This is a genomic window from Bradyrhizobium sp. USDA 4353, assembly GCF_054063215.1.
On sequence record NZ_JBSSGB010000001.1, the window covers coordinates 7,016,027 to 7,035,941 of the forward strand.

Consider the following 19,915-nt stretch of genomic DNA (forward strand, 5'->3'; position numbering starts at 1 on the left):
TGCCACGCACGCGGGCGCGCCGGTCGACCGAGTTTAAGCGTCGAACCATCGTCGGTTCGCCACCGCCCGGTCCCGGATGAATTCAACGAACGCGCGCGTCGCCGGACTACGTTCGCGACCGCCGGGCGTCACAAGGCTCACATCGACCGAGGGGACGGTCCATTCCGGCAGTACCTGGACCAAGCCCCCTCGTTCGATCTCGGGTCTTGCCGCATAGTTGGCGATCGCAGCAATCCCCGCCCCGTTCAGGACCATGCGGGAAATCGCGTGAGGGTCATTTGCCGACAGCTGCGGAGAGTTCTGCAGGTGGCATATGTTGCCGTGCTGGTTGCGCAAGGACCAGGGTCGGGGAAGACCGTCCGAGCGTGGGATCGCCAACAGATCGTGTGTTGCCAATTCTGCGATCGAGCGCGGTGTACCCTTCCGCTGAAGGTAGGAAGGGGCGGCGCAAAGCGTGCACCCGATCGCGCCCAGCCGCATGGCAATCAGGTTCGAGTCGGCCAGCGGACCCATCCGAAACGCTATATCGAATTGCTCTCCCACCAGATCCACTGTTCGACTGGTTAGATCGAGAGACACCGCGATGTCGGGATAAGCCAGAGCGAATTCGGGGATGAGTTCCGTGAGAACCTCGGTACCGAAGCCGATACCTGCCGTAAGCTTCAACTTTCCTCGAGGATGCGAGCTCAGGCCTGCTGCGACGTCCAATAGCGCGTCCAACTGGACAAGCACTTCGCCCATGTGGTTCAGGATCGTTCGACCCGCATCGGTCAAGACCACCTCGCGAGTCGTTCTCTCGAAGAGGCGCAGTCGGAGCACGGTCTCCAGTCGCTGGACCGACCGACTGACTGCGGACTTGCGAATTCCAAGAACCCGCGCCGCCTCAGAAAAGCTCAGCAATTCGCCGACTTTTTGAAACGCACGGATATCATCCAAATCAATCATCTAGCACCTTATCGTCTCAAATGTGGGACACTGTTTGTCATCGAGAGTCAATTCCGGCAGCGACGAATGGCCATAGGGGGAGGAAAAGCGCAGGCGAGAGCCAGCATCGACTCCCTTTTTGTCTCACTAAAGAAACTTACCGTCTCAGATCTGGGACGAGGCGGTCCGGAATCAACGACGTTATCCGACGCGAAATCATTTCAAATCGGAGATCTGTATGCCGCTCATCACTCATGACCTCGCCCCGCAGGATGCCCAGGTCATGCAGGCACTACGCGACTCATTTGCAACCGCGCCGAAGCTGATGTTTGCGCCGGAAGCACGCGAGGCGTACGACCAGATCATCGGTCAAGTCCCGGCGCCCCCGGGCGTCCACTTCGAAGCTGGAGAGGTGGGTGGCGTACCGGGCTGGTGGGCCCGCCCGTCCAACGCTAGCCCAAACGTCGTCATTCTCTATCTTCACGGTGGCGGCTACGTGCTCGGGTCGGCGAAGGCTTACTGCAACTTCGTCGGCCAGATCTCCAAGCGGTGCGGCTCGGCGTCTTTCATCGCCGACTACGCGCTCGCCCCGGAGCGGCCGTTTCCGGCAGCCTCGAACGACGTTGAAGCCTTGCATAGAGGCCTTGCAGCCGCTGGGTACGATCGAATCGCGCTTTGCGGGGACTCCGCCGGCGGCGGACTTGTGCTCTCGTTCCTCAACCAAAACGATGCAAAAACCGGGAAGATCGTCGCAGCCGTCGCAATGTCACCGTGGCTGGATTTGACGTTATCGGGCACTTCGATGACCGCAAAAGCCGATGAAGATCCTCTCCTCTTCAAAGAACTGCTCGCGACGGCAACCGAACGCTATCTGAACGGCCAAAGCGCTTCGGATCCGCGTCTGAACGTATTAGACTCCAACCTGTCCGCAATGCCGCCCCTTCGTATCCATGTAGGGGAGGCCGAGGTGTTGCGCGACGACTCCGTGCGCTTCGCCACGAAAACGGACGAAGCCGGCCTTGCCGTCGAGGTTCACGTCTGGGACGGCATGATCCACGTCTTTCCATCCAACTTCGCGATGCTGCAGGCTTCCGAAGCCGCACTGAATGACATCAGCAGCTTCCTGGCGCAACATCTCCGCACCGACGTGTGAGGACAGTCGTCGGCTCTGACGTCGTCGATCGCTTGCTTGGCGCACAATGACAGGAGGTCGCGCGAAGCCTCCAAGTGTGTTGTTCGGAGCACGCCTGAACTCGCAAAGTTCGAACGACGCGACGCGTCGCGCGAATGGCTTGACCAATGCGATCATTTACACTCTCGCCAGATCGAGCTTTCAGTGCTCCGCCCGTATCGTTTCGGCCACCGCCGCGACGCTGTCGTGGCCGCCTAGGTCGAGTACGAATAACTTCGCATTGAGGCCGGCAGATGCAAGCCCGGCTACAGCTGTAGCGCCGCGGTCGCGAGCTCCAACGAGAACCGAGACCCCGGCCTGTGCCAGTTGACGCGCTATCTCCGGTCCGATGCCCTTGTTAGCCCCGGTGACGAGGGCGGTGCGAAGTTCTTTCGTCATCGCCTATTCGTCATCTTTAGTCGAATCAAAATAATGAACTAGAGGTTGATCGGTCGCCAGGCCAAATGCCGCTCTGATCTGGCCCATAAACGCCGCCTCATCGGAGGTCTTGCGACTTCCGATCAGACGCTGCGCGTCGTCGCCGGCCGCAAATCGAACCCTTGGACCGTTATCGGTCGCCGCTTCATAGACAATTTCAGCAATGGCTTCCGGCTTCGAGGCCTGCAGGCTCGCTGTCGCAAAAGCCTGCATGACGGCCCCCACCGTTGGCTGATATTCCGCAATTGAATGATCGTTGCTGAAGACAAGCGAGCGCCCTCCAAAGTCGGTCGCGATCATGCCCGGTTCGACCAGCTTGACCTGCACTCCGATCGGCGCCAGTTCGTAGGCAAGAGCTTCTGAAAGTCCCTCAATGGCAAATTTGCTACCGTGGTAGAGCGCGCCGAGCGGAAATGCTACGAGCCCGCCGATGGACGATATGTTGACGATCACGCCGGCCCTGTTTGTGCGAAAATGCGGCAGGAGAGCTTTGATCGTCGAAAGCGGACCGAATACGTTCACGTCGAACTGCCGTCGAATGTCCTCGGCCGTGGTTGCTTCTAACGGGCCGTAGGCGCCATATCCGGCATTGTTGACGAGGACGTCGATCTTCCCGAATTGGGCGATACCTTGACGAACCGCCTGCGCAATCGACTCGGGATCCTGCACGTCGAGGCGTACCACTTGGGTGCGCTCGAGCGACTTCAAGTCCACTTCGATTTCGGGCGCTCGCATGGTAGCTATGACGTTCCAGCCGCGCGCGTGAAACAGCTTAGCAGTCGCGCGTCCGAGCCCGCTGGAGGTACCGGTGATCAATACTGTGCCTGACATGTGGAGGCCCTTCTACATTTTAACTGTGAAGAATTGATCGACTGAGTGGAGGAACGTCGCCCTTCCTCCACTCAACTGTCCTCGCCCACTCAACTCTCCTCACGCAGGATCAAGGGCCGGATAGTCCGTGTAACCCTCGGCGCCGCCGCCGGCGTAGAACAGGGCCTGCCGCACTTGGTTGAAAGGAGCGCCGATCTTGAGTCGATGCACGAGATCCGGATTGGCCAGCGCCATGACGCCGAGCGCCTCGACGTCGGCGAGACCTGCCGCGATGTCCGAGCCGACCTGTTCGCGCCGACGCCCCGGCCGATTGATGATGAGCGTCTTGTGGAATGCTTTGCGAATGTCATTGATCAGAGTGTCGCCACGGACGTAGAGCAGGTGCAGATAGGCGATCCCGAGCTTGTCGAACTCCGCCGCCAGATAGCGATAGAGATCGTCGTTGTCAGTACCTTCGGCGATGCCACCGGTCGGGATGCCCGGCGACAAGCGGATCGCCGTCCTCTCAGGTCCGATCGCATCGGCGATGGCACGGATCACCTCGATGGCGAACCGGGCGCGATTCTGCATCGATCTGCCATACTCGTCGGAGCGATGGTTGGAATTCGGCGCGAGGAATTGGTGCACCAGGTATCCGTTGGCGCCGTGAACTTCGACCCCATCGGCACCTGCTTCGACTGCGCGTTTGGCAGCAAGGGCAAAGTCGGCCACGGTTCTCTTCACTTCGGCGGTGGTCAATTCGCGCGGCTGAGGAATCGGCTGCATTCCCTTCAACGTGAACATGTCAACGCCGGGTGCGATGGGGGACGGGGCGACCGGTTGGCGGTGATGCGGAGTGTTTTCGGGATGCGAGATGCGGCCAACGTGCATCAATTGGACGAACAGGCGTCCTCCCGCTGAGTGGACTGCGTCAGAGACCTTGCGCCAGCCAGCCACATGCGCATCGGTGTAGGAGCCAGGCGTTGCCAAGTAGCCCTGCCCGTCATCGGAGGGCTGCGTGCCCTCGGAGATCAGAAGACCCATCGTCGCACGCTGAGCATAATATTCTGGCGCCAGGTCGCCCGGGGTTCCGTCCGGCTTCGCCCGGCTGCGGGTCATGGGCGCCATCGCGAGGCGGTGCGGCAGCTGCATGTTGCCGACCTTGATTGGGGTCCAGACTTCAGACATTTGTCATCTCCCTGATTGAGCGGAAAATATTGTTGCGTCCGATGACGCGTTGCTGTGCGACGCCGGGATGGAGCCGGCGATGGCTCCGTTCGGTCTCGATAATAGTGATCCACTTCAGGCCGATAGGCGCTATATATGGACAGTCTGTCTCAAGAGTGGAACGAATGGATTTGCTGGCCTTAGCCGATTTCAACCTGGTCGCGCGTCATGGCGGCTTCGGTCGCGCCTCGCGTGCCGCCGGTCGTCCCAAGGCCACGCTGTCGCGGCGAGTAGCGGAATTGGAAGCGACCCTCGAGCTGCGCCTATTTGAACGAGGAACGCGAACACTCAAGCTCACCGAAGAAGGCAAGGCATTGCATGAGCGCGCCGGCATGCTGTTGGCCGAACTCGAGGAAACGGCTGCGGCTATCGCGTCGGGTGCTGAGCGTCCGCGGGGAAGGTTGCGGATCAGCGCTCCGCTGCTCTTCTCGCAAACGGCCATGGGCAAGCTCGCCGCCGGTTTTGCCAAGAAGTATCCGGACGTCAGACTCGAGGTGACAACCGAAGACCGGTCCGTCGACATGATCGAGGAAGGCTACGACCTCGTGATCCGCGTGAACCCGGACCCGGACGAAAACCTCGTCGGCCGCGTTTTTCTACAGGACCGGCTGGTGGTCGTAGCAAGTCCTGAGATGACAAGACCACGCGACGGCACGACCGTTCGGGCCGTCGTTCGGTCAACGATCGATCGGTCGACCTGGAAGATCAAGTCGTCAAAAGGTTCATCCTCAATCGCGATCGAACCAGTGCTTAGTCTATCGTCGTTGATCATGGTCCGTGACGCCGTGCGCGCTGGAGTCGGTGCAGGACGCCTGCCCATTTCTCTCGTCAGCCACGATCTCTCGGCGGGAAAGTTGAAACATTGGGGTGACGTAGACGCGCCCGACATCAACCTGTGGACGCTGTATCCGTCCAGACGCTTGCTCAGCGCACGCGTCTCGGCATTTCTCGATTATCTCAAGCAGTCTTTTCCAAAAGGTACACCAAACGAACTTGCGGCGTTCCTAAACGAGTGAGGTCCCACGTCACGTTCCGCAGGGCCCCGCGCGTCCCACGATTACTGCATCTTCAGCGTCTATGATCTCTTCGAGACCGCGAAAGGTTGCGTTGGCCAGTAGCTGCACGAGCTACTTGAGAAAATCTGAGGAGCGAACTGCAGAATACGTCGGATTGCGTTATGACGCAGCGGGTCGACGCAGAAGACAGTTCCACAAATTCTTATCTCGCAGTCAGCTCTGAGGGAGTAGACCGGACCTGCCAGAGATCGGGCAAAGCCGTCGCGATTGATCCAAAGCGGACTTACCACGATCCCTTACGTGCTGGGATGGAGCTCGGATCGTGTCGGTCGAATGAAGAAAAATGCTGCAACGCTCGCAGCGAATAACGTGGCTGCCGCCAATCCGATTGAAATATGCATGCCTGCAACGAAGCGTGACGGGCCCGCCGCCGCGATGATGGATCCGAAGACCGCAACTCCCAGGGCACCACCAACCTGTCGGCCCGAATTCAGGACGCCGGCGCCGATTCCCGCGCGTCCGGGTTCAGATCCGGACATGGCAGCCGCCATCAGGGATGGTACTGCCAGAGCGATGCCGATACCCGCGGCAAGGAAAGTTGGAGCGATTGCGACGTAAGATGAAGCCTCGCCGATTGACAACATAGCTGAATAGCCTGCTCCAGCGACCAGGAGGCCGGCCAGCATGATCGGCCGCAATCCCCGATGCCCGATCAATCGTCCGGCGATGACATTCACCAGCATGATGATTGCCGTCATCGGCACAAAGGCCAGGCCCGTGGCAAAGGCGGATTTACCCTGTACAGCCTGGAAGAATAGGCTGAAGACGAAAACCAGTCCGTAGAAGACAAAATTGATCACAGCGCCGACAATTATCGCCGTTGAAAACGTCGCGTCTCGAAAAAGAGTGAGTGGCACCATGGGATGTTTCGCGCCGGCCTCGATACGAAGAAAGACCACGAACAGTAAGCTGCCCGCGATCAACCCGCTGCCGATCCACGGATTAGTCCATCCCAACTCGCCGGCCTGAGTGAGCGCACCGGTCACGCAGGCCAACGATAGAGCGGCAACAAGCTGGCCCACAATATCTATCTCGCGTTTCTCCGGCTTGGGCGAGGGAGGAGCGTAGGAGAAGACCAGCCACGTACCCACCAAGCCGATCGGCAAATTTATCAGAAAGATGCTGCGCCATCCGACATGTGCAATCAGTGCACCGCCGAGCACGGGACCGCCAGCGAGAGCGAGACTGCCGGCCCAGCCCACAAGCCTATCGCCCGAGCGCGCTGCTTTTCGTCCGGAAATGTCTGCTGCAGAAGCGCCATTGCCGATGGGACCAGGAGTGCAGCTCCCATTCCCTGCACCGTGCGGGCAGCCAGAAGCGCGAAGAAGGAAGGTGCGAGCCCGCACGCGAGCGACGACAGGGTAAAGGCGGCAAGACCTAACAGGAACGTAGCTCGGGCGCCAATGCGGTCGCTGAGAGCCCCGGCGCTCAGCAGGAATACGGCGTAGGCGAGGGTGTAGACGTTAAGAATCCATTGCAGACCGATCATCTGCACGTCAAGGGAACGCTTAAGCGCATCAATAGCGACGTTCACGACGGAGACGTCGACGGACACGAGAACAACGCCCATCATGGCCGAGATGAGTGTCAAACGGGATGCATAGACGGATGCGCGCCCTTCAGAGACTGGGGCTTCAACTTCGGACAATCAGGTCACCTTTGTGGAAAATGTCGCTCATTTTGGCCTTGAGTGGCCCCTGTGGGTCGTAGCCCTAGCTGAGACATATACCTATCGTCAGATGGCGATGTGGACCTTTAGGCTTTCTGCGGAATCTTCCAGGGCGGGCGGACGACGCTCGCTTGTGACCCAAGGCGCACATCAACTGGGAAACACTCGGATCGGTTCTGTCGCGTGCCCCTTGGTTGTGTGGTAGCGGGCTTACATTTCCTGCTCGCCGGCACGAAGCTTTCTGTCACGCTCCAAAATTTCGGCCTCGCTGGCAGGAAATATCATTGCCATGCCCTCGGTGGCGGCCCGCTTTTGAACGTCATCGACAAAAGCGTGGAGCTTGTCGTAATACTCAAGGAACGCGGCAGCGTGGTCGTTGCCGTGTCGCTCCAATGATTCGGCAAGCCGCCCTGCGCCGACGATCGCCATTGAGCCGCCCATGCCTGCCAGCGGGGAAACGCAATATCCGCGCGTCTCCCACCAGCACGATCCGTCCTTTCGACCACGTAGGCATCCGAATCTGGTTGACCCTGTCGAAATAGAAATCATCGTCGGTGCTCATAAGGTTCAAGGCAGCTGGTACTTTCCAGCCCAGTCCAGCGAAATGGTCGCGGATCATCGCGCGCTGCTGCGCGCGGTTGCGATAGTCGTATTCGATTTCGCTTTCCGTCCGAAAAGCAAAGGCGATGTCGGTGCGGTCGTCATAGCCGTTCAACATCGTTGTCAGTCCGGGCACGCTGTATACCTGCGATACATTAGGTGGCAGAAGTCCGGTCTCCTGCACGACCTTCAGGTAGACATAGCCTCCCATGAAGTAAGTGAAATTTTTTTCGTCGCCGAACACCAGCTTTCTGGTGTTGGAGCGATTGCCATCGCAGCCAAACACGAGCGCAAAAGCATGATGTGATCCATCGTCGAGCGTGACCATAACGCCGCCAGGACTATCCTCCAGGCGCTTGATCGATCGGCCGAACCGAAGCTCGACCGCCCCATCGATCCCGGCGAAGAGGATATCCGACAGATCATCGCGGTGTATCTCGAAACGAGAAGGCGGCGCAGCATCCGGATCAGTCTCAACACCGAAGCCGCCAAGCGTATGATCTTGGACGTCCTTAAATTCCAACGCGCGCGGGGGAAGCGTCTTGGCCCGAACGGCTTCTAACATGCCCATTCGTTTGAGGATGGTGATGGTCTCGCCTTCGATGTCGACCGGCGTTCCACCTTTACGAAGTCCGGGTGCAAGCTCGACAACCGTGACCCGGTAGCCCAAACGGTTGCCCTCCGGTGAAATCGTGAGGGAGTTCGGCCCCAGCGGTCTGAGCGTCGTCATTCGCTTCGAGGTCACACATCCTCTCCGTGACGACTAGGATCGGCGGACCCGCGCCGCGGGGATTCAACTAGGCACTTTCGCCTCCCGCAGATGTTGTCGATGAAAGAGGGAACGTGATGAAGAGCATCCTGGTCGTCGAAGACGAGTATTTGCAAGCCGACGACTGCGCAAAGCTGGTCGAGGCCTGCGGATTCAGGGTGATCGGCCCCTTCGGGAGCGTCGGAGAGGCGGAGGAACACCTCGCGGAGGCGGACGGGCCATACTCGACGTGAATCTTGGCGGCGAAATGGTCTATCCGCTGCTAGATCACCTGCGATCCAAGCGGGTTCCGATAGCCCTGCTGACGGGCTACGACGAGACCTTCATCCCGCGCGAGTATTGGGACGTGCCGGTGTTCTTCAAGCCCGAAAGCTGTGGCCAAGCCCTGGCCGCAGTTGCCGGACGCCTGGGGCATCCGTCCATTCTGGAGGTAGGCGACCGTGTCGGTCGGCTACGCCCTCGGGACTAGACCTTCAGACCGGGAAGTTACCCTCACGGAGCTGCCGGCAGAACCTTTCCATGGACTGGAGCGTGTCGAGGGAAGAGGCGACCACGCGGTCTGCCTGCTCCCGGGCGGCAGTCCCGGCTGCGAAGCCATCGCGCCAACTGCTCAATCGGTCGTAGCGCTTGCGGAAGCGCGCCGTCCTGCTTTCCGCGAAGTCGAGGTGCTCGGCATCTCGAGCCAGTTTCCTCTCCTCCTCGAGGATCAGCCTGTGAAGGATGGACCCGTCGTTCTCGCCGTCCAGCGCGTCGAGGAAGCGGTCGATGTTCGCTCGAGCAGCGGTCTGGCTGGCGGGAGCCTCTGCTGCGGCCTTGAGTGCCGGGTTTCTCCCGTCCGACAGCAGCTTAGAGATCGCTCCGGCGAGGCGGCGAAGTTGTATCGGCTTCTCCAGGCGACTGATGGCGTCGAACTCTGCCGGAATGACGGCCTGATCGTAGCCTGTGACGAACACGAAGGGGACTCCATTGTCCTTCAGTTGCTCCGCGAGCTTGAACGTTGGCCCAGACCCGAGATTGATGTCCAGCAGCACCGCGTGGGGGCGCCGCTTGGACAACTCTTCCCGCGCCTCTTCTTCCGACGAGCACGGCCCCAGAACCTCCGCTCTAGCGCCGCGCAAGGCGCGGGTCGCGTCGGTGGCGAGATAGTAGTCGTCCTCGACGACAAGGATAGAAACTCCGTCGAGATCGGGCTCACCTGTCATGTCCAATGCTCCTCCGAACACCGTTGCCCGTTGCGGAGCGCCGGTCTCCAGGATGCTGGCGCCGACCTTCAGCGGAAATTCGAGATGGCATTCCGCGCCGCCCTGTCCGATGACAAGTCTGCCTCGCCCCTTGAGTTCATAGGGAATGCGGCCCTCGATCAACTCGCTCCCGAAACCTCGGCGGCGCGGGTTATCCGTTGTAGGGGCGGCTGGCGCCCCCATTTCCATCCAGTCCAGCGACAGCCAGGGTGTGCCGTTCTTATCGACGATTTCCCAGCGGATCGAAACCTTGCCTTCGGAAAGTGATAGCGCGCCGTATTTCAAGGCGTTGGTGGACAGTTCATGGAGCGCCAGGGTGAGAACCTCGGCGGCCTTCGGGGAAATCTCGATGTCCGGGCCGGCGACTTCATATTGGCCTTCGTGCTGCGCCTGGATGCTGACCTCGTCCAGGATGATAGAGCGGAGGTTTACTCTCACATTTGCAGCGCGGGTCAGGAGCGTCTGCACTCTCGAAAGCGCAAGCAAGCGGCCCGCAAGTAGCTCGCCGTACTCGATCACGCTGCCGGCTCTTTCGCCGCTGCGAGCGGCGATCGAGCGAACGACCGCCATGATGTTGCGCACCCGGTGCTGCAACTCCGCCAGGAGGATCGCTTGGTGCTCGACAGCCAACTTGGCGTCCGTAAAATCCTCGAAGATGCCGCCTATCCGCTCTACGTTGCCGTCTGCGTCCAACAACGGAAAGCCGGTGTTGCGCACCCAGCGAAACGCCTGGTCGGACGGGCGCTGGATGCGGAACTCATGGAGCTCGATTTCGCCCCCGCGAATGCGCTCGATATGCGAGAGGGTGGCTTCGCGGTCGTCTGGCACAACCAGCGCTGCCCAAATGCTGATGTCACCTAGCAGGTTGGCAGGCCTGACCCCGTAAATCGTCGAGGCGCCGCGGCTGACATATTCCATATCGAGCGTAGCGGCGTCTCGCACCCACAGCACACCGGAGGAGGCGTCGGCGAACTGCTGGAAGCGGCTCTCGCTCTCGCGCAACTCTTCATCGGCGCGCGCGTGCTCCATGGCAGCCCAGGTTCGCTCCGCAGCTTCCTCGACCAGTGCAATCTCACCGGCCGTCCACCTGCGCGGCCGGGATGAAACGGCGGCCATCGATGACAGCGGGTTTCGCTCTCCCTTTCGAATGGTCGACGCCACCATCGCCCTCATGCCCAATGCCTTGCTGTTCGCGCGTTCGGCTTCGGACAGGCCGCGCCTTTCGAAGTCGTCCTCGACCACGAACGTCTTTTGGAGCACCTGCTCGTAGGCCTCCGGAAAGTCCGAGAGTCTCACCTTGGGCGGAAGAGGAGGAACCGTCGTGTTGCCGACCTGGTACGGAAAATCCGCTTCGTCCTGATCGGGTCGATAGTAAGTGATGTAGCAGCGATCGAGTCCCAGTTGCTCAGAAAGCAAACCGACGGCGCGATAGGCAATCGCGTCTATGTCCGGTTGAGCGCGTAGCGAGTCGGAGAACTTCAGCAGAAACTCCTGCCGCTCCTCGCTTTCGCGCTGCACTGCTTCAGCCTTCTTACGTTCAGTAATATCGTCGAACAGCGATACGCAGCAATCGCCTCCTGCCGCGTAAAACTTGGATTGATACCAGCGTCCATTTGAGCTGAGTTCGTGCTCGACCTGCTCGCGCTCCCCGGTCGTCACGACGCGATCTACGACCTCGATCCAAAATCGGTCGAGGCCGGGAAATACTTCGCTCGCCAATCGGCCGATAGCTTCGCTCGCCGGAACGCCTGTTAGTCGCTCCAGCGCCGGATTGTGCTCGAGATAACGAATGTCAATTGCGCGCCCTTGGGCGTCACGGATGACCTCATTCAGGCTATAACCTTGATCCATCGTTTCGAAGAGCGAACGATACCTCTCTTCGCTCTTCCGTAGCGCCGTCTCGGCATGCGCGCGTTCGATCGCGGCCCAGGTTCGCTCGGCGACCTCGATGAGAAGTGATGCCTCGCTTGCGGACCATTCCCGGATCTCGCTGTCGCCGACGAGCAGCGAGGCGATCAGCTTGCCCTCCTTCAGCAGGGGAGCCAGCATCATCGACCGAAAACCCAAGGCGGTGAAGTTCTCACGGATGCGCGTTGGAAGGTGCTCGTAGCTGGCGTAGTCGCGGACCATCAGCACAGCGCCCTTAGCCAGAATCTGAAAAAACTCGGGCGCATCCGAAACGTCGTGCGCGCCTCTAAGCGAAGGAAGCCCATCGCGCGCGCTGTCGCGGAGCACCAGTCCGGTTTTGCGGTCCTGATCCCAGTCGACGTAGTAGCACCAGCCCGCGTTCAGCTGTTCGCGCAGCAGACGGGTGGTCTCGCCTTGGATGTCGGCCGGATCGGCGAGTGGTCGGACGGCGTCGGAGAGCTTCAGCAGGAACGCCTGGCGCTCCTCGCTCTCGCGCAGGGAAGTCTCGGCGCGCTTGCGCTGGGTGATGTCGGCGAACACGCTGGCGACCAGGCGGCTGCCCCGCTCTCCAATGATGGACGCGTAGACGGAGTACCACCGACCGCTGTCGGGATGGAATTGCTCGAATCGGACCGGCTCGCCAGAGCGAACGACGGCATCATAGGTCGCAAGCCACAACGGAGCCGAAGCCGGCACGTATTCGCTGCCAAGCTTGCCGGTGGGATCTTTTTGTCCGGTCTGCTTGAGAAAGGCCGGATTGACCTGGACGTAGCGGCAATCCCGCGGCGCTCCCCCCTCGTCGTACATCATTTCCAAGACGCAAAACCCCTCGTCGATGCTCTCGAACAAGGTGCGGTACTTGTCCTCACTGGCGCGCAGCCCCGCCTCGACTCGGGCGCGCTCCACTTCGGCCCCGCAGCGACCCGCGACGCATTCTACAAGCGCGATCTCCTCGCTCGTCCAACGGTGCGGTTGGCGCCGCTTCACCGAGAGGACGCCTGCAAGATGTCCTTTCACGAGCACGGGGGTGGCGAGGTCCGCGCCGATGTCCATGCTGGCGGCAGTCGCGCGCATAGATCCGTCGGAGCGCGGGTCGGTCTGCGTATCATTGACGACAACCGAACGGCCCGAGCGATGCGAGGCGCTATACGGCTCCCACGCCTTAAGCGAAAAGCGGCCCTCGATGGGGAGCACGCCCGGCGAATGGACCGCCCCGACGGTGACGAACTCCTCCGTCGCCCTGTCGACCTCTGCCCAATGCGCATGGTCGACTTTCAATTGTTCGAGCAGCATGCGGCAGGCGGTGGTCGCCACCGCCACTGGATCTGCAAGCCCGCGCACCGCGTCGGAGAAGCGCACCAAGAACGAATGGCGTTCTTCGCTTTCCCGCAGCGCCAGCTCGACGCGCTTGCGGGCGTCGATGTCGATGTTGACGCCCGCCCATTTCTCTATGCTTCCGTGCTCGTCGAGCACCGGCGCGGCGCGGACATTGGTCCAGCGCCAACCGCCGTCAGGAGCACGAAGGCGAAACTCCGCATCCACAACCCGGCATGCAGTCATCGCCTCTCGCCACTGCCTCTCGGCAAACGGGCGGTCGTCGGGATGGATGGCGTCGAGCCAGCCGTAACCAAGCCACTCAGCCAGCGTTTGGCCAGTGTAGGCGCGCCAGCTTGGGCTGTCGGCGATGACCACGCCAAAGGCGTCGGTCTCCCAAGTAGCTTGAACCCAGCTATCTAGCAGCAGGCGGTGCAGACTGGAAATGGTCGCTTCAGCGTCCGCCAGGCGGCGCTTCAAATCGTCGGTGGTCGACCCGATGTCCATGCCCGATTAAGGCACGGAAGCGGCCGAGGAGAAACCTGGAACTCGCTTTCTGCGGCTGCTCTTGTGTCGCGAAGTCATGTTTGGCGGCCCCTGTTACGTGGCGGCTAGCTCTTACAGACTAAGTGGCCGGCACAGGATCCTCCTTCACGCCGCGGGCGACGATCTTCAACGCCCCGTCCGGCAACGGCCGCTGCAGCGCCTTGGCCTCGTCCCACGGGCCGCGCAGCCAGGCGTCGAATTCCTCGGAGGTGGTCAGGATCACCGGCATTGCCTTCGGGTGCACGGCGCCGACCTCGGCGTTCGGCTCACAGGTCAGGAAACCATACACGTCGATCGTGACCTCGCCCTCCTTGGCTTTGCGGACCGATGTCCAGGCCGTCCAGAGGCCGGCGAACGCCAGCAATGGCCGGCTCTCGTCGGCGGCGAACCAGACGGGCACCTTCTTGCCGTCGATCGTGTCGTACTCGGAGAACGAGGTGAACGGGACCAGGCACCGGTGGTCGGGGCCGAGCCAGCGCTTCCAGTGCGCGCTGTTGACGTTGCGGATGTTGGTCGTCCCGCTGTCCGGCTCGAGCCGCAACAGCTCCTTGAAATCAACGGTCTTGCCCTTGGCTTCAAGCTTCTCGGCCCGCTTCTTGGTCGCATCCATCAGCGCCTTTGCCGAGGACGGCATGCCCCACCTCGCCATCGCAAGCTCCAGGCCGGCCGCCGAGTTGCGGACGATCGGCGCCGGGTAGTCCGGGAAGATGCCCGGCATGGACGGCAGGTTGCCGGTGTGGTCGTTCCCCGGCTGCACTCCGAACAGCCGCCGGATGGCGTCGGCGTTCTTGGTCATCGAGTAGAGATTGCACATCGTCAGGTCTCCGGAGCGGCCTGGCGGGGGCGCTGCGCCAGTTGTACCAGCGTCGCAGGCGGCCGGCGATTGGCCCCCGCACACCGGCTGCACCGGAGCCGGCCAGCCAGGTCGTGGACAAACGTGGTCGGCGGATGGCGCAGCGTGGCCAAGTCGACCTCCCGCCGCGCCTTACAACGGGAGCACGCGATCTCGAGCCACGCATAGCCGCCGTTGATCGCCTGGTCGATCGCTGGCGACGGGTCGACCGGGCCGCCGTTGGCCCACATCCGCTCGTTCCAGCTTTCGCAGAGAAGCTTGTCGGCCTTGCGGATCAGCGCCTCGCCCTCGGCCCGTGCTTCGGCGGCCTGCTCGGCGAGGATGGCCGTCATTGCGCGCGCCCGGCCGAGCTCCTTCTGCAACGCCTTGCGGTCGCCTCCGCTGAGCGGCGTCGGGTGACGGTTGGGCGCCATCCAGCCGGCTCAGCCGAACGACGGCCAGCAGCCGTCCTCTTCGTGGCGTCCCGTTCTCTGCGTGCAGGTGTCGTCGAGCAAGCGCTGGCCCACGTCCCGCCAGACGGACTCTGGACCGTAAAGCCGGACGGCATCGGCCTTCTGGATCTCGACGGTTCGGCCGCAGCGCCGACAGCCGACGCGCAGCACGTGATCGGGCACCTGATTGAGTCGAAGCAGTCGTCCGGACGCAGCAGGGTCCCCTTGGTCGCCGCTGGCGCCGGCGGCCTCCAGGAGCGCCTCCCAGTATTCCGGCGGCAGGTCGTCGTTTGGGGCGAGCCCGCGCGCCGGAGGGGCCTTCCTGCCGACGTGGAGGGCAAGCTGGTCCATCTGTCTCCGCGTCGGCATGCGCCAGCTGGCAGGGCGGTCGGTCGTCATGACCACGATGAGAACACAACATGAACATAGAGTCGAGTCTTTGCACCGCTGCCCGGAGGGTCGGTGAGTTCAGGGCGCTGAGCAGCCCGCAATTCGGAACAAGGAGGCCGCAGGCAGCCTCTGTCGGAGACCTCCTTTCAGTGATGGCCCTCTGCCATTCGACGCCTCCAGCGCTGTGGTGACGTATTCGTCTATGCGGCCCGCCAGAGCCGGCACGCCGGCAGTCAACCGCGATCTGAAGTGCGTCTCTTTTTCAAGAACGCACGATCCGTTGCCATGAACCGCGTCACCATCGCCACCATCAGGTTAGGCAGCTCCTGCTCTGCTTTGCCGGTCTGCGGCACGATCAGCTGCGCATAAGCCAAGAGATCGCGATGCACTGAAGCCGGCAGCTCTATCGTGAGCTTCACGGGTTTCTCATTGGGCAGCGCCGTAATCTTCAAGATCGATGACATGGCTATCCTCGATAGGGCTCCAATACGAGATCACGATTGACGATCACCCGCACAGGAAAGCCAGGCCTGACGGTCAAAGTCGGCTGAACGTTCATCTGCTGACGTACGAGCTGCTGACCCGTCTGGCTCACTGCGTTGCCGAACCCTTGGCGCAGCGCCTGAAGGATCGTCGCATTATTTGTGTTCGGATTCGTGCCAGCATTCACCTCGCTGCCCACGGACAGCAATGTCGATAGCAGCGCCGCTCCGGCAAGTTGCCTCCAGTGATTGTCGACCTCGTCCGACAGCCCAGAATAGCCGCCAACGTCCGCTCCTTGCTGCCGCTCGAGCACGATCGATCGGCCATTCGGCATGATCAGCCGGGTCCAAACCAGGAGCACGCGCGCTTGGCCGGCGGTTACCTGGCTATCATAGGCTCCGATCAGCCGAGCTCCTTGCGGGACTAAGAGGACCCGTCCCGAAGGCGTATCGAAGATGTTCTCGGTGACTTGCGCCGTGATTTGCCCGGGGAGATCTGAGCGGATTCCTGTGATGAGGGCCCCCGGAATGACGGTCCCGGCCTGCACCACGTAAGGCGATGCGGGCCTCGTCACGCGATCTAGGCTTGTCGTACGGCGGTCGACAGGCGCATTCACGAACGCGAGCTTTCGCTCTTGTCCATTCTGGGCAAACGCATCGTCAGCGCCTGATGCAACAACCGGCCGATCACCAGACGCGGTCGCTGGCGGCTGGGTCTCGCGGGCGCTGGTGGTTGCGAACAGCCGGCTGACGCGGGCGGCCTCAGTCTCCTGCTCCCGCCGCTGCTGGTCCTGGTCGGGCATTACACTAGGTGTCTGTCCTTGAGCGGCCAGGATCGGCCGGCCGAGATCACCGGGCAGCGGCGGACCAAGAACGGGTACGTCCTTTGCCACGCTGGCGTAGTCGCGCGGCAAGGCCGACACGCCATCCGCCACGTCGTGATGCTCCGTATTGTAGAGCTCACCTGAACCTGCTGGGCGTGATCTGCTGGTCTGCAAAGCCCAGATGAAGCCGCCGCCAATCAAGAGCAGAACCACGGCGCTCCCTCCCGCCAACACCTTACGCGACAGCCGCGTGACCGGCGGCGGATCACCCTTCAGTCGCATCTGCTGTGCACGCTGGTCTGCAGCTGCAGAGATCATTGGCGCGACTGAGGCGCTCTCCTCCGGACTGGTCATTGGGACGCTCCGTCGGTTCTGACGATCCGGACCTTCTGCTGCTGCTCGCCACCCAGACGCAGCTCAGCCGCGGCAAACAGCCGATCGACGATGATCACGTTGCGGAAGGTCCGGTAGTTGACGATCTCCGGAGAGCCGTCCGCGCCGATCACGAACAGCGGCGGCAATTCACCCTGAACGATGCCGCGGGCGAACTCGATGTAGACCTTGCGTCCATCGTCATAGGCGTTCACCGGCTTCCACGGCGGATCATCGCCCTCTATGCGATAGCGAAGATGCCGCTGCGCCGAATCGGGCAACTCCGGCCTCAAGGCGGATTGTTGCGTACGGACCTTGGCATCCTGCGGATAGTACCAGGCGACGGCCGGCATATAGGGTTTTTCGCGCGACCGGAGCTCGATCAGATAGGTCCGCCGGTCGGTGTTGACGACGAGATTGGTTTCGATCGCCGGGCGGGTCGGCTTGACCAGAATGTGCACGCGGCGGGTCTCGCCGGCGCCGCTCTCGGTGTCACCGACGACCCAGCGAACGGTGTCGCCAGCCGAGACCGGGCCGGATCCCGTGAGCTGCTCCCCCTCCTCCAGCATGATGTCGGTGATCTGCCCGGGCGCGGCATAGACCTGATAGAGCGCACCAGGACTATAGGCATAAATCTGCGCCGCGTTGAAATAGCCCCTCTTCCGCGGCTCCACACGCGCCGCGCGGTTGGCCATCTCGACACGATCGAGCGGCTCTGCTTCCTCCTTAACCCCGGCTTTGCCGCCGAGCGACACTTTCCACGCGGGAGGCAAATGCAGCGGTCGTGGCTTGTCGTCGACGATTGCGGGCGGCGCAGCCAGAGGCGGCACATCGCTATCGTAGCTGATCTTCGGCGGTGTCGTCGTCGCGCATCCACCAAGCGCACCAGCAATCGCGGCCGCGTTGATCCATCTGGCTCGCAACATCCAGGCAATCGGATAGCTCACTGCGACAACTCCTTCGACCAATTGATGGCATGGACGTAGACGCCGAGCGGGTTCTTCCGCAGCCTGTCGGCATTGTCGGGCATCGCGAGCACGATGGTGAGGATCGCGCTCCAGCGCTCGGTCGCGCTCAGCGCGCCGTTCTCATAGCGGCGCTCAACCCACGCGATGCGAAAGCTGTCGGGTGAAGCGCGGATGACGCTGGAGACCTCGACCGAGACCTGGGTCTTACCGAGCCGCGTGAAGGGATCGTTGGAGCGCGCATAGTCATTGAGCGCCGCCGCTCCACGATCGGTCGTAAAGTCGTAAGCGCGCAGCCAGTTCTGGCGCAGCACGATGCCGTCGGCCGGCAGGCCCCTCACATCCTCGATGAAGCGGGCGAGGTGGAAGGCGACTTGCGGATCGGTCGGCTTGTAGTCAGCGATGGCCGGGTCCACGCGCTGGACCTCGCCGAGATGACCGACCTCGACCACCCAAGGTGTCACCGTGCCGCGCGTCGACTACCAGACGAGCGCGGAAGCAAAGCCAGCCGCGAGTCCAAGGCTGCCGAACGCCATCAGCCGCCAATTCCTAGCCTGGACGCGCGCCGAACCAATGCGCTCGTCCCAAACCTGAGCCGCCTTCTGATATGGCGTTACGGGCCCGGGCGTACGGCCATAGTGGACGGATGGACGCTTGAACATGTCAGGATTTCCCCTCGGAGAGATCGACCGAGCCGCCATGCCCGCCTTGCTCGGCGTTGCGCACGGCCTGCGTGGTCGTGGATGTGCCCTGTTGAATGGCTCGCGCCGCCTTGATGCGTTGCGCCCAACGGGGCGAGCCGCCGCCCTGAGTCCCGTGAGAGCCATCAACGCCGCTGCTCTGCGCCTCTGTCCTCTGACGCAGCGGACTCGTGGTCGCCCCCGCCTCCTCAGCTCCGGTCATGCCACCGCGCAAAGCGCTAGACACACCAGAACGAAGAGAAGCAGCCGCCTTTGCTGAGCCGGAGAAGGCAGTACCACCGAGCCCCGCACCTCCTGCCGCCAGCCCAGCACCGGCGACGACAACACCGCCTGCAGCCAATGATGCTCCGGCTGCACTCCCGGCGCCCAATTGCGGCCCGCCCGAAACCAGACCATTGGCAATGCCAGGTCCGAACAGTCCGAGACCGAGCAGCGACAGCGATGCCAGTACCAGAGCCATGGCGCTGTCGATCGTCGGGGGATCACCACCGGCGGCTTGCGTCAGCTGCCCGAACAAGGTCGAACCGATTCCGGAGATCACGGCAAGCACGAGGACCTTGATGCCCGACGAGATGACGTTGCCGAGCACCCGCTCTGCCGCGAACGCGGTCTTGCCGAACAGACCGAACGGAATCAGCACAAAGCCGGCGAGTGTCGTCAGCTTGAACTCGATCAGCGTCACGAACAGCTGAATCGCCAGGATGAAGAAGGCGAGCAGCACGACCACCCAGGCAAACAGGAGAACTGCGATCTGAACGAAGTTCTCGAAGAAGCTGACATAGCCCATCAGGCTCGAGATCGCCTGCAGGAGGGGACGCCCAGCGTCGAGGCCGACCTGCGCAATCTTGCCCGGCCGCAGGAAATCCGCCGTCGACAGCGCCGAGCCAGACGCCTTCAGCCCCAATGCAGCGAAACTCTCGAAGATCACGCGGGCGAGGCTGTTCCAGTTGCCGATGAGATAGGCGAACACACCGACGAACAGGGTCTTCCGCACGAGCCGCGCGATGACGTCGTCTTCGCCGCCCCAAGCCCAGAACAGCGCGGCCAGGGTGACGTCGATTGCGACGAGCGTGGTCGCGAGATAGCTGACCTCACCGCCGAGCAGACCGAAGCCGCTGTCGATCGACCGGGTGAACGTCTCCAGGAATTGGTCGATGATGCCCGTTCCGGTCATCGCGCCATCTCCTCAATTGGCTGTAAAGCG

Annotated in this window: 17 protein-coding genes and 2 pseudogenes; 4 read left to right on the top strand and 15 right to left on the bottom strand. The window is 62.0% G+C overall.

The features are described from left to right. Positions 1–33: 33 nt before the first annotated feature. Entirely contained in the window at positions 34–945 is a 912-nt protein-coding gene (locus tag ACVILH_RS31600) for a LysR family transcriptional regulator (RefSeq protein WP_456716392.1), read from the bottom strand. Positions 946–1,162: 217 nt separating this feature from the next. Here ACVILH_RS31600 and ACVILH_RS31605 point away from each other — a divergent pair, with 217 nt between their 5' ends. Next, positions 1,163–2,077, top strand: coding sequence for an alpha/beta hydrolase (locus tag ACVILH_RS31605; RefSeq protein ID WP_456716393.1), 915 nt, complete (start codon positions 1,163–1,165; stop codon positions 2,075–2,077). 180 nt (positions 2,078–2,257) lie between these two features. On the opposite strand, the gene ACVILH_RS31610 is transcribed toward ACVILH_RS31605, so the two are convergent. The 3 genes from ACVILH_RS31610 to ACVILH_RS31620 form a co-directional block, all read right to left on the bottom strand. After that, positions 2,258–2,494, bottom strand: a complete 237-nt coding sequence (locus ACVILH_RS31610) for an SDR family NAD(P)-dependent oxidoreductase (RefSeq protein WP_456716394.1) — start codon at positions 2,492–2,494, stop codon at positions 2,258–2,260. Positions 2,495–2,497: 3 nt separating this feature from the next. Then, entirely contained in the window at positions 2,498–3,364 is an 867-nt protein-coding gene (locus tag ACVILH_RS31615) for an SDR family oxidoreductase (protein WP_456716395.1), read from the bottom strand. A 99-nt stretch (positions 3,365–3,463) separates the two neighbouring features. Continuing rightward, entirely contained in the window at positions 3,464–4,531 is a 1,068-nt protein-coding gene (locus ACVILH_RS31620) for an alkene reductase (RefSeq protein ID WP_456716396.1), read from the bottom strand. Positions 4,532–4,695: 164 nt separating this feature from the next. Between ACVILH_RS31620 and ACVILH_RS31625 the strand changes: the two genes are divergently transcribed. Further along, positions 4,696–5,586 (top strand): LysR family transcriptional regulator, encoded by an 891-nt coding sequence (locus ACVILH_RS31625; RefSeq protein ID WP_456716397.1) that lies wholly within the window; start codon positions 4,696–4,698, stop codon positions 5,584–5,586. 296 nt (positions 5,587–5,882) lie between these two features. Here ACVILH_RS31625 and ACVILH_RS31630 read toward each other — a convergent pair. Together ACVILH_RS31630 and ACVILH_RS31635 are read right to left on the bottom strand one after the other, a co-directional pair. After that, positions 5,883–7,219, bottom strand: a pseudogene (locus tag ACVILH_RS31630) (MFS transporter). 448 nt (positions 7,220–7,667) lie between these two features. Further along, the gene (locus ACVILH_RS31635; protein WP_456716398.1) at positions 7,668–8,660 is read right to left on the bottom strand and encodes a hypothetical protein; all 993 of its coding nucleotides are present in this window, start codon (positions 8,658–8,660) and stop codon (positions 7,668–7,670) included. 101 nt (positions 8,661–8,761) lie between these two features. Here ACVILH_RS31635 and ACVILH_RS31640 point away from each other — a divergent pair, with 101 nt between their 5' ends. Both ACVILH_RS31640 and ACVILH_RS31645 read left to right on the top strand, forming a co-directional pair. Further along, positions 8,762–8,917 (top strand): hypothetical protein, encoded by a 156-nt coding sequence (locus ACVILH_RS31640; protein ID WP_456716399.1) that lies wholly within the window; start codon positions 8,762–8,764, stop codon positions 8,915–8,917. Positions 8,918–8,931: 14 nt separating this feature from the next. After that, complete coding sequence (locus ACVILH_RS31645) at positions 8,932–9,153, top strand: hypothetical protein (protein WP_456716400.1); 222 nt, start codon at positions 8,932–8,934, stop codon at positions 9,151–9,153. 4 nt (positions 9,154–9,157) lie between these two features. Here the strand turns inward: ACVILH_RS31645 and ACVILH_RS31650 are convergent, their stop codons facing one another. From ACVILH_RS31650 to trbL, 9 genes and pseudogenes are all read right to left on the bottom strand, one after another. Beyond that, entirely contained in the window at positions 9,158–13,654 is a 4,497-nt protein-coding gene (locus ACVILH_RS31650; protein WP_456716401.1) for a PAS domain S-box protein, read from the bottom strand. A gap of 118 nt (positions 13,655–13,772) precedes the next feature. Then, entirely contained in the window at positions 13,773–14,507 is a 735-nt protein-coding gene (locus tag ACVILH_RS31655; protein WP_456716402.1) for an SOS response-associated peptidase, read from the bottom strand. 2 nt (positions 14,508–14,509) lie between these two features. Further along, the gene (locus ACVILH_RS31660) at positions 14,510–14,959 is read right to left on the bottom strand and encodes a hypothetical protein (protein ID WP_456716403.1); all 450 of its coding nucleotides are present in this window, start codon (positions 14,957–14,959) and stop codon (positions 14,510–14,512) included. 9 nt (positions 14,960–14,968) lie between these two features. Continuing rightward, positions 14,969–15,328: a hypothetical protein gene (locus tag ACVILH_RS31665; RefSeq protein WP_456716404.1), complete on the bottom strand. Its 360-nt coding sequence runs from the start codon at positions 15,326–15,328 to the stop codon at positions 14,969–14,971. Between the two features lie 272 nt (positions 15,329–15,600). Beyond that, entirely contained in the window at positions 15,601–15,831 is a 231-nt protein-coding gene (locus ACVILH_RS31670; RefSeq protein WP_456716405.1) for a DUF2274 domain-containing protein, read from the bottom strand. Between the two features lie 2 nt (positions 15,832–15,833). After that, the gene (locus ACVILH_RS31675; RefSeq protein WP_456716406.1) at positions 15,834–17,027 is read right to left on the bottom strand and encodes a TrbI/VirB10 family protein; all 1,194 of its coding nucleotides are present in this window, start codon (positions 17,025–17,027) and stop codon (positions 15,834–15,836) included. Next, positions 17,024–17,971, bottom strand: a complete 948-nt coding sequence (gene trbG, locus ACVILH_RS31680; protein ID WP_456717133.1) for a P-type conjugative transfer protein TrbG — start codon at positions 17,969–17,971, stop codon at positions 17,024–17,026. The genes ACVILH_RS31675 and trbG overlap by 4 nt, the downstream gene beginning before the upstream one ends. Positions 17,972–17,988: 17 nt before the next feature. Further along, a pseudogene (gene trbF / locus ACVILH_RS31685) lies at positions 17,989–18,672 on the bottom strand (conjugal transfer protein TrbF). Position 18,673: 1 nt separating this feature from the next. Continuing rightward, the gene (gene trbL / locus ACVILH_RS31690; RefSeq protein WP_456716407.1) at positions 18,674–19,885 is read right to left on the bottom strand and encodes a P-type conjugative transfer protein TrbL; all 1,212 of its coding nucleotides are present in this window, start codon (positions 19,883–19,885) and stop codon (positions 18,674–18,676) included. Positions 19,886–19,915 lie beyond the last annotated feature (30 nt).

Bases quoted from the DNA above. Each gene is read 5' to 3' on its own strand.
- ACVILH_RS31625 (WP_456716397.1), top strand. From the start codon at position 4,696: ATGGATTTGCTGGCCTTAGCCGATTTCAACCTGGTCGCGCGTCATGGC.
- trbG (WP_456717133.1), bottom strand. From the start codon at position 17,971: ATGTTGCGAGCCAGATGGATCAACGCGGCCGCGATTGCTGGTGCGCTT.
- ACVILH_RS31605 (WP_456716393.1), top strand. From the start codon at position 1,163: ATGCCGCTCATCACTCATGACCTCGCCCCGCAGGATGCCCAGGTCATG.
- ACVILH_RS31640 (WP_456716399.1), top strand. From the start codon at position 8,762: ATGAAGAGCATCCTGGTCGTCGAAGACGAGTATTTGCAAGCCGACGAC.
- ACVILH_RS31670 (WP_456716405.1), bottom strand. From the start codon at position 15,831: ATGTCATCGATCTTGAAGATTACGGCGCTGCCCAATGAGAAACCCGTG.
- ACVILH_RS31655 (WP_456716402.1), bottom strand. From the start codon at position 14,507: ATGTGCAATCTCTACTCGATGACCAAGAACGCCGACGCCATCCGGCGG.
- ACVILH_RS31660 (WP_456716403.1), bottom strand. From the start codon at position 14,959: ATGGCGCCCAACCGTCACCCGACGCCGCTCAGCGGAGGCGACCGCAAG.
- trbL (WP_456716407.1), bottom strand. From the start codon at position 19,885: ATGACCGGAACGGGCATCATCGACCAATTCCTGGAGACGTTCACCCGG.
- ACVILH_RS31620 (WP_456716396.1), bottom strand. From the start codon at position 4,531: ATGTCTGAAGTCTGGACCCCAATCAAGGTCGGCAACATGCAGCTGCCG.
- ACVILH_RS31650 (WP_456716401.1), bottom strand. From the start codon at position 13,654: ATGGACATCGGGTCGACCACCGACGATTTGAAGCGCCGCCTGGCGGAC.
- ACVILH_RS31645 (WP_456716400.1), top strand. From the start codon at position 8,932: ATGGTCTATCCGCTGCTAGATCACCTGCGATCCAAGCGGGTTCCGATA.
- ACVILH_RS31665 (WP_456716404.1), bottom strand. From the start codon at position 15,328: ATGGACCAGCTTGCCCTCCACGTCGGCAGGAAGGCCCCTCCGGCGCGC.
- ACVILH_RS31610 (WP_456716394.1), bottom strand. From the start codon at position 2,494: ATGACGAAAGAACTTCGCACCGCCCTCGTCACCGGGGCTAACAAGGGC.
- ACVILH_RS31615 (WP_456716395.1), bottom strand. From the start codon at position 3,364: ATGTCAGGCACAGTATTGATCACCGGTACCTCCAGCGGGCTCGGACGC.
- ACVILH_RS31600 (WP_456716392.1), bottom strand. From the start codon at position 945: ATGATTGATTTGGATGATATCCGTGCGTTTCAAAAAGTCGGCGAATTG.
- ACVILH_RS31675 (WP_456716406.1), bottom strand. From the start codon at position 17,027: ATGACCAGTCCGGAGGAGAGCGCCTCAGTCGCGCCAATGATCTCTGCA.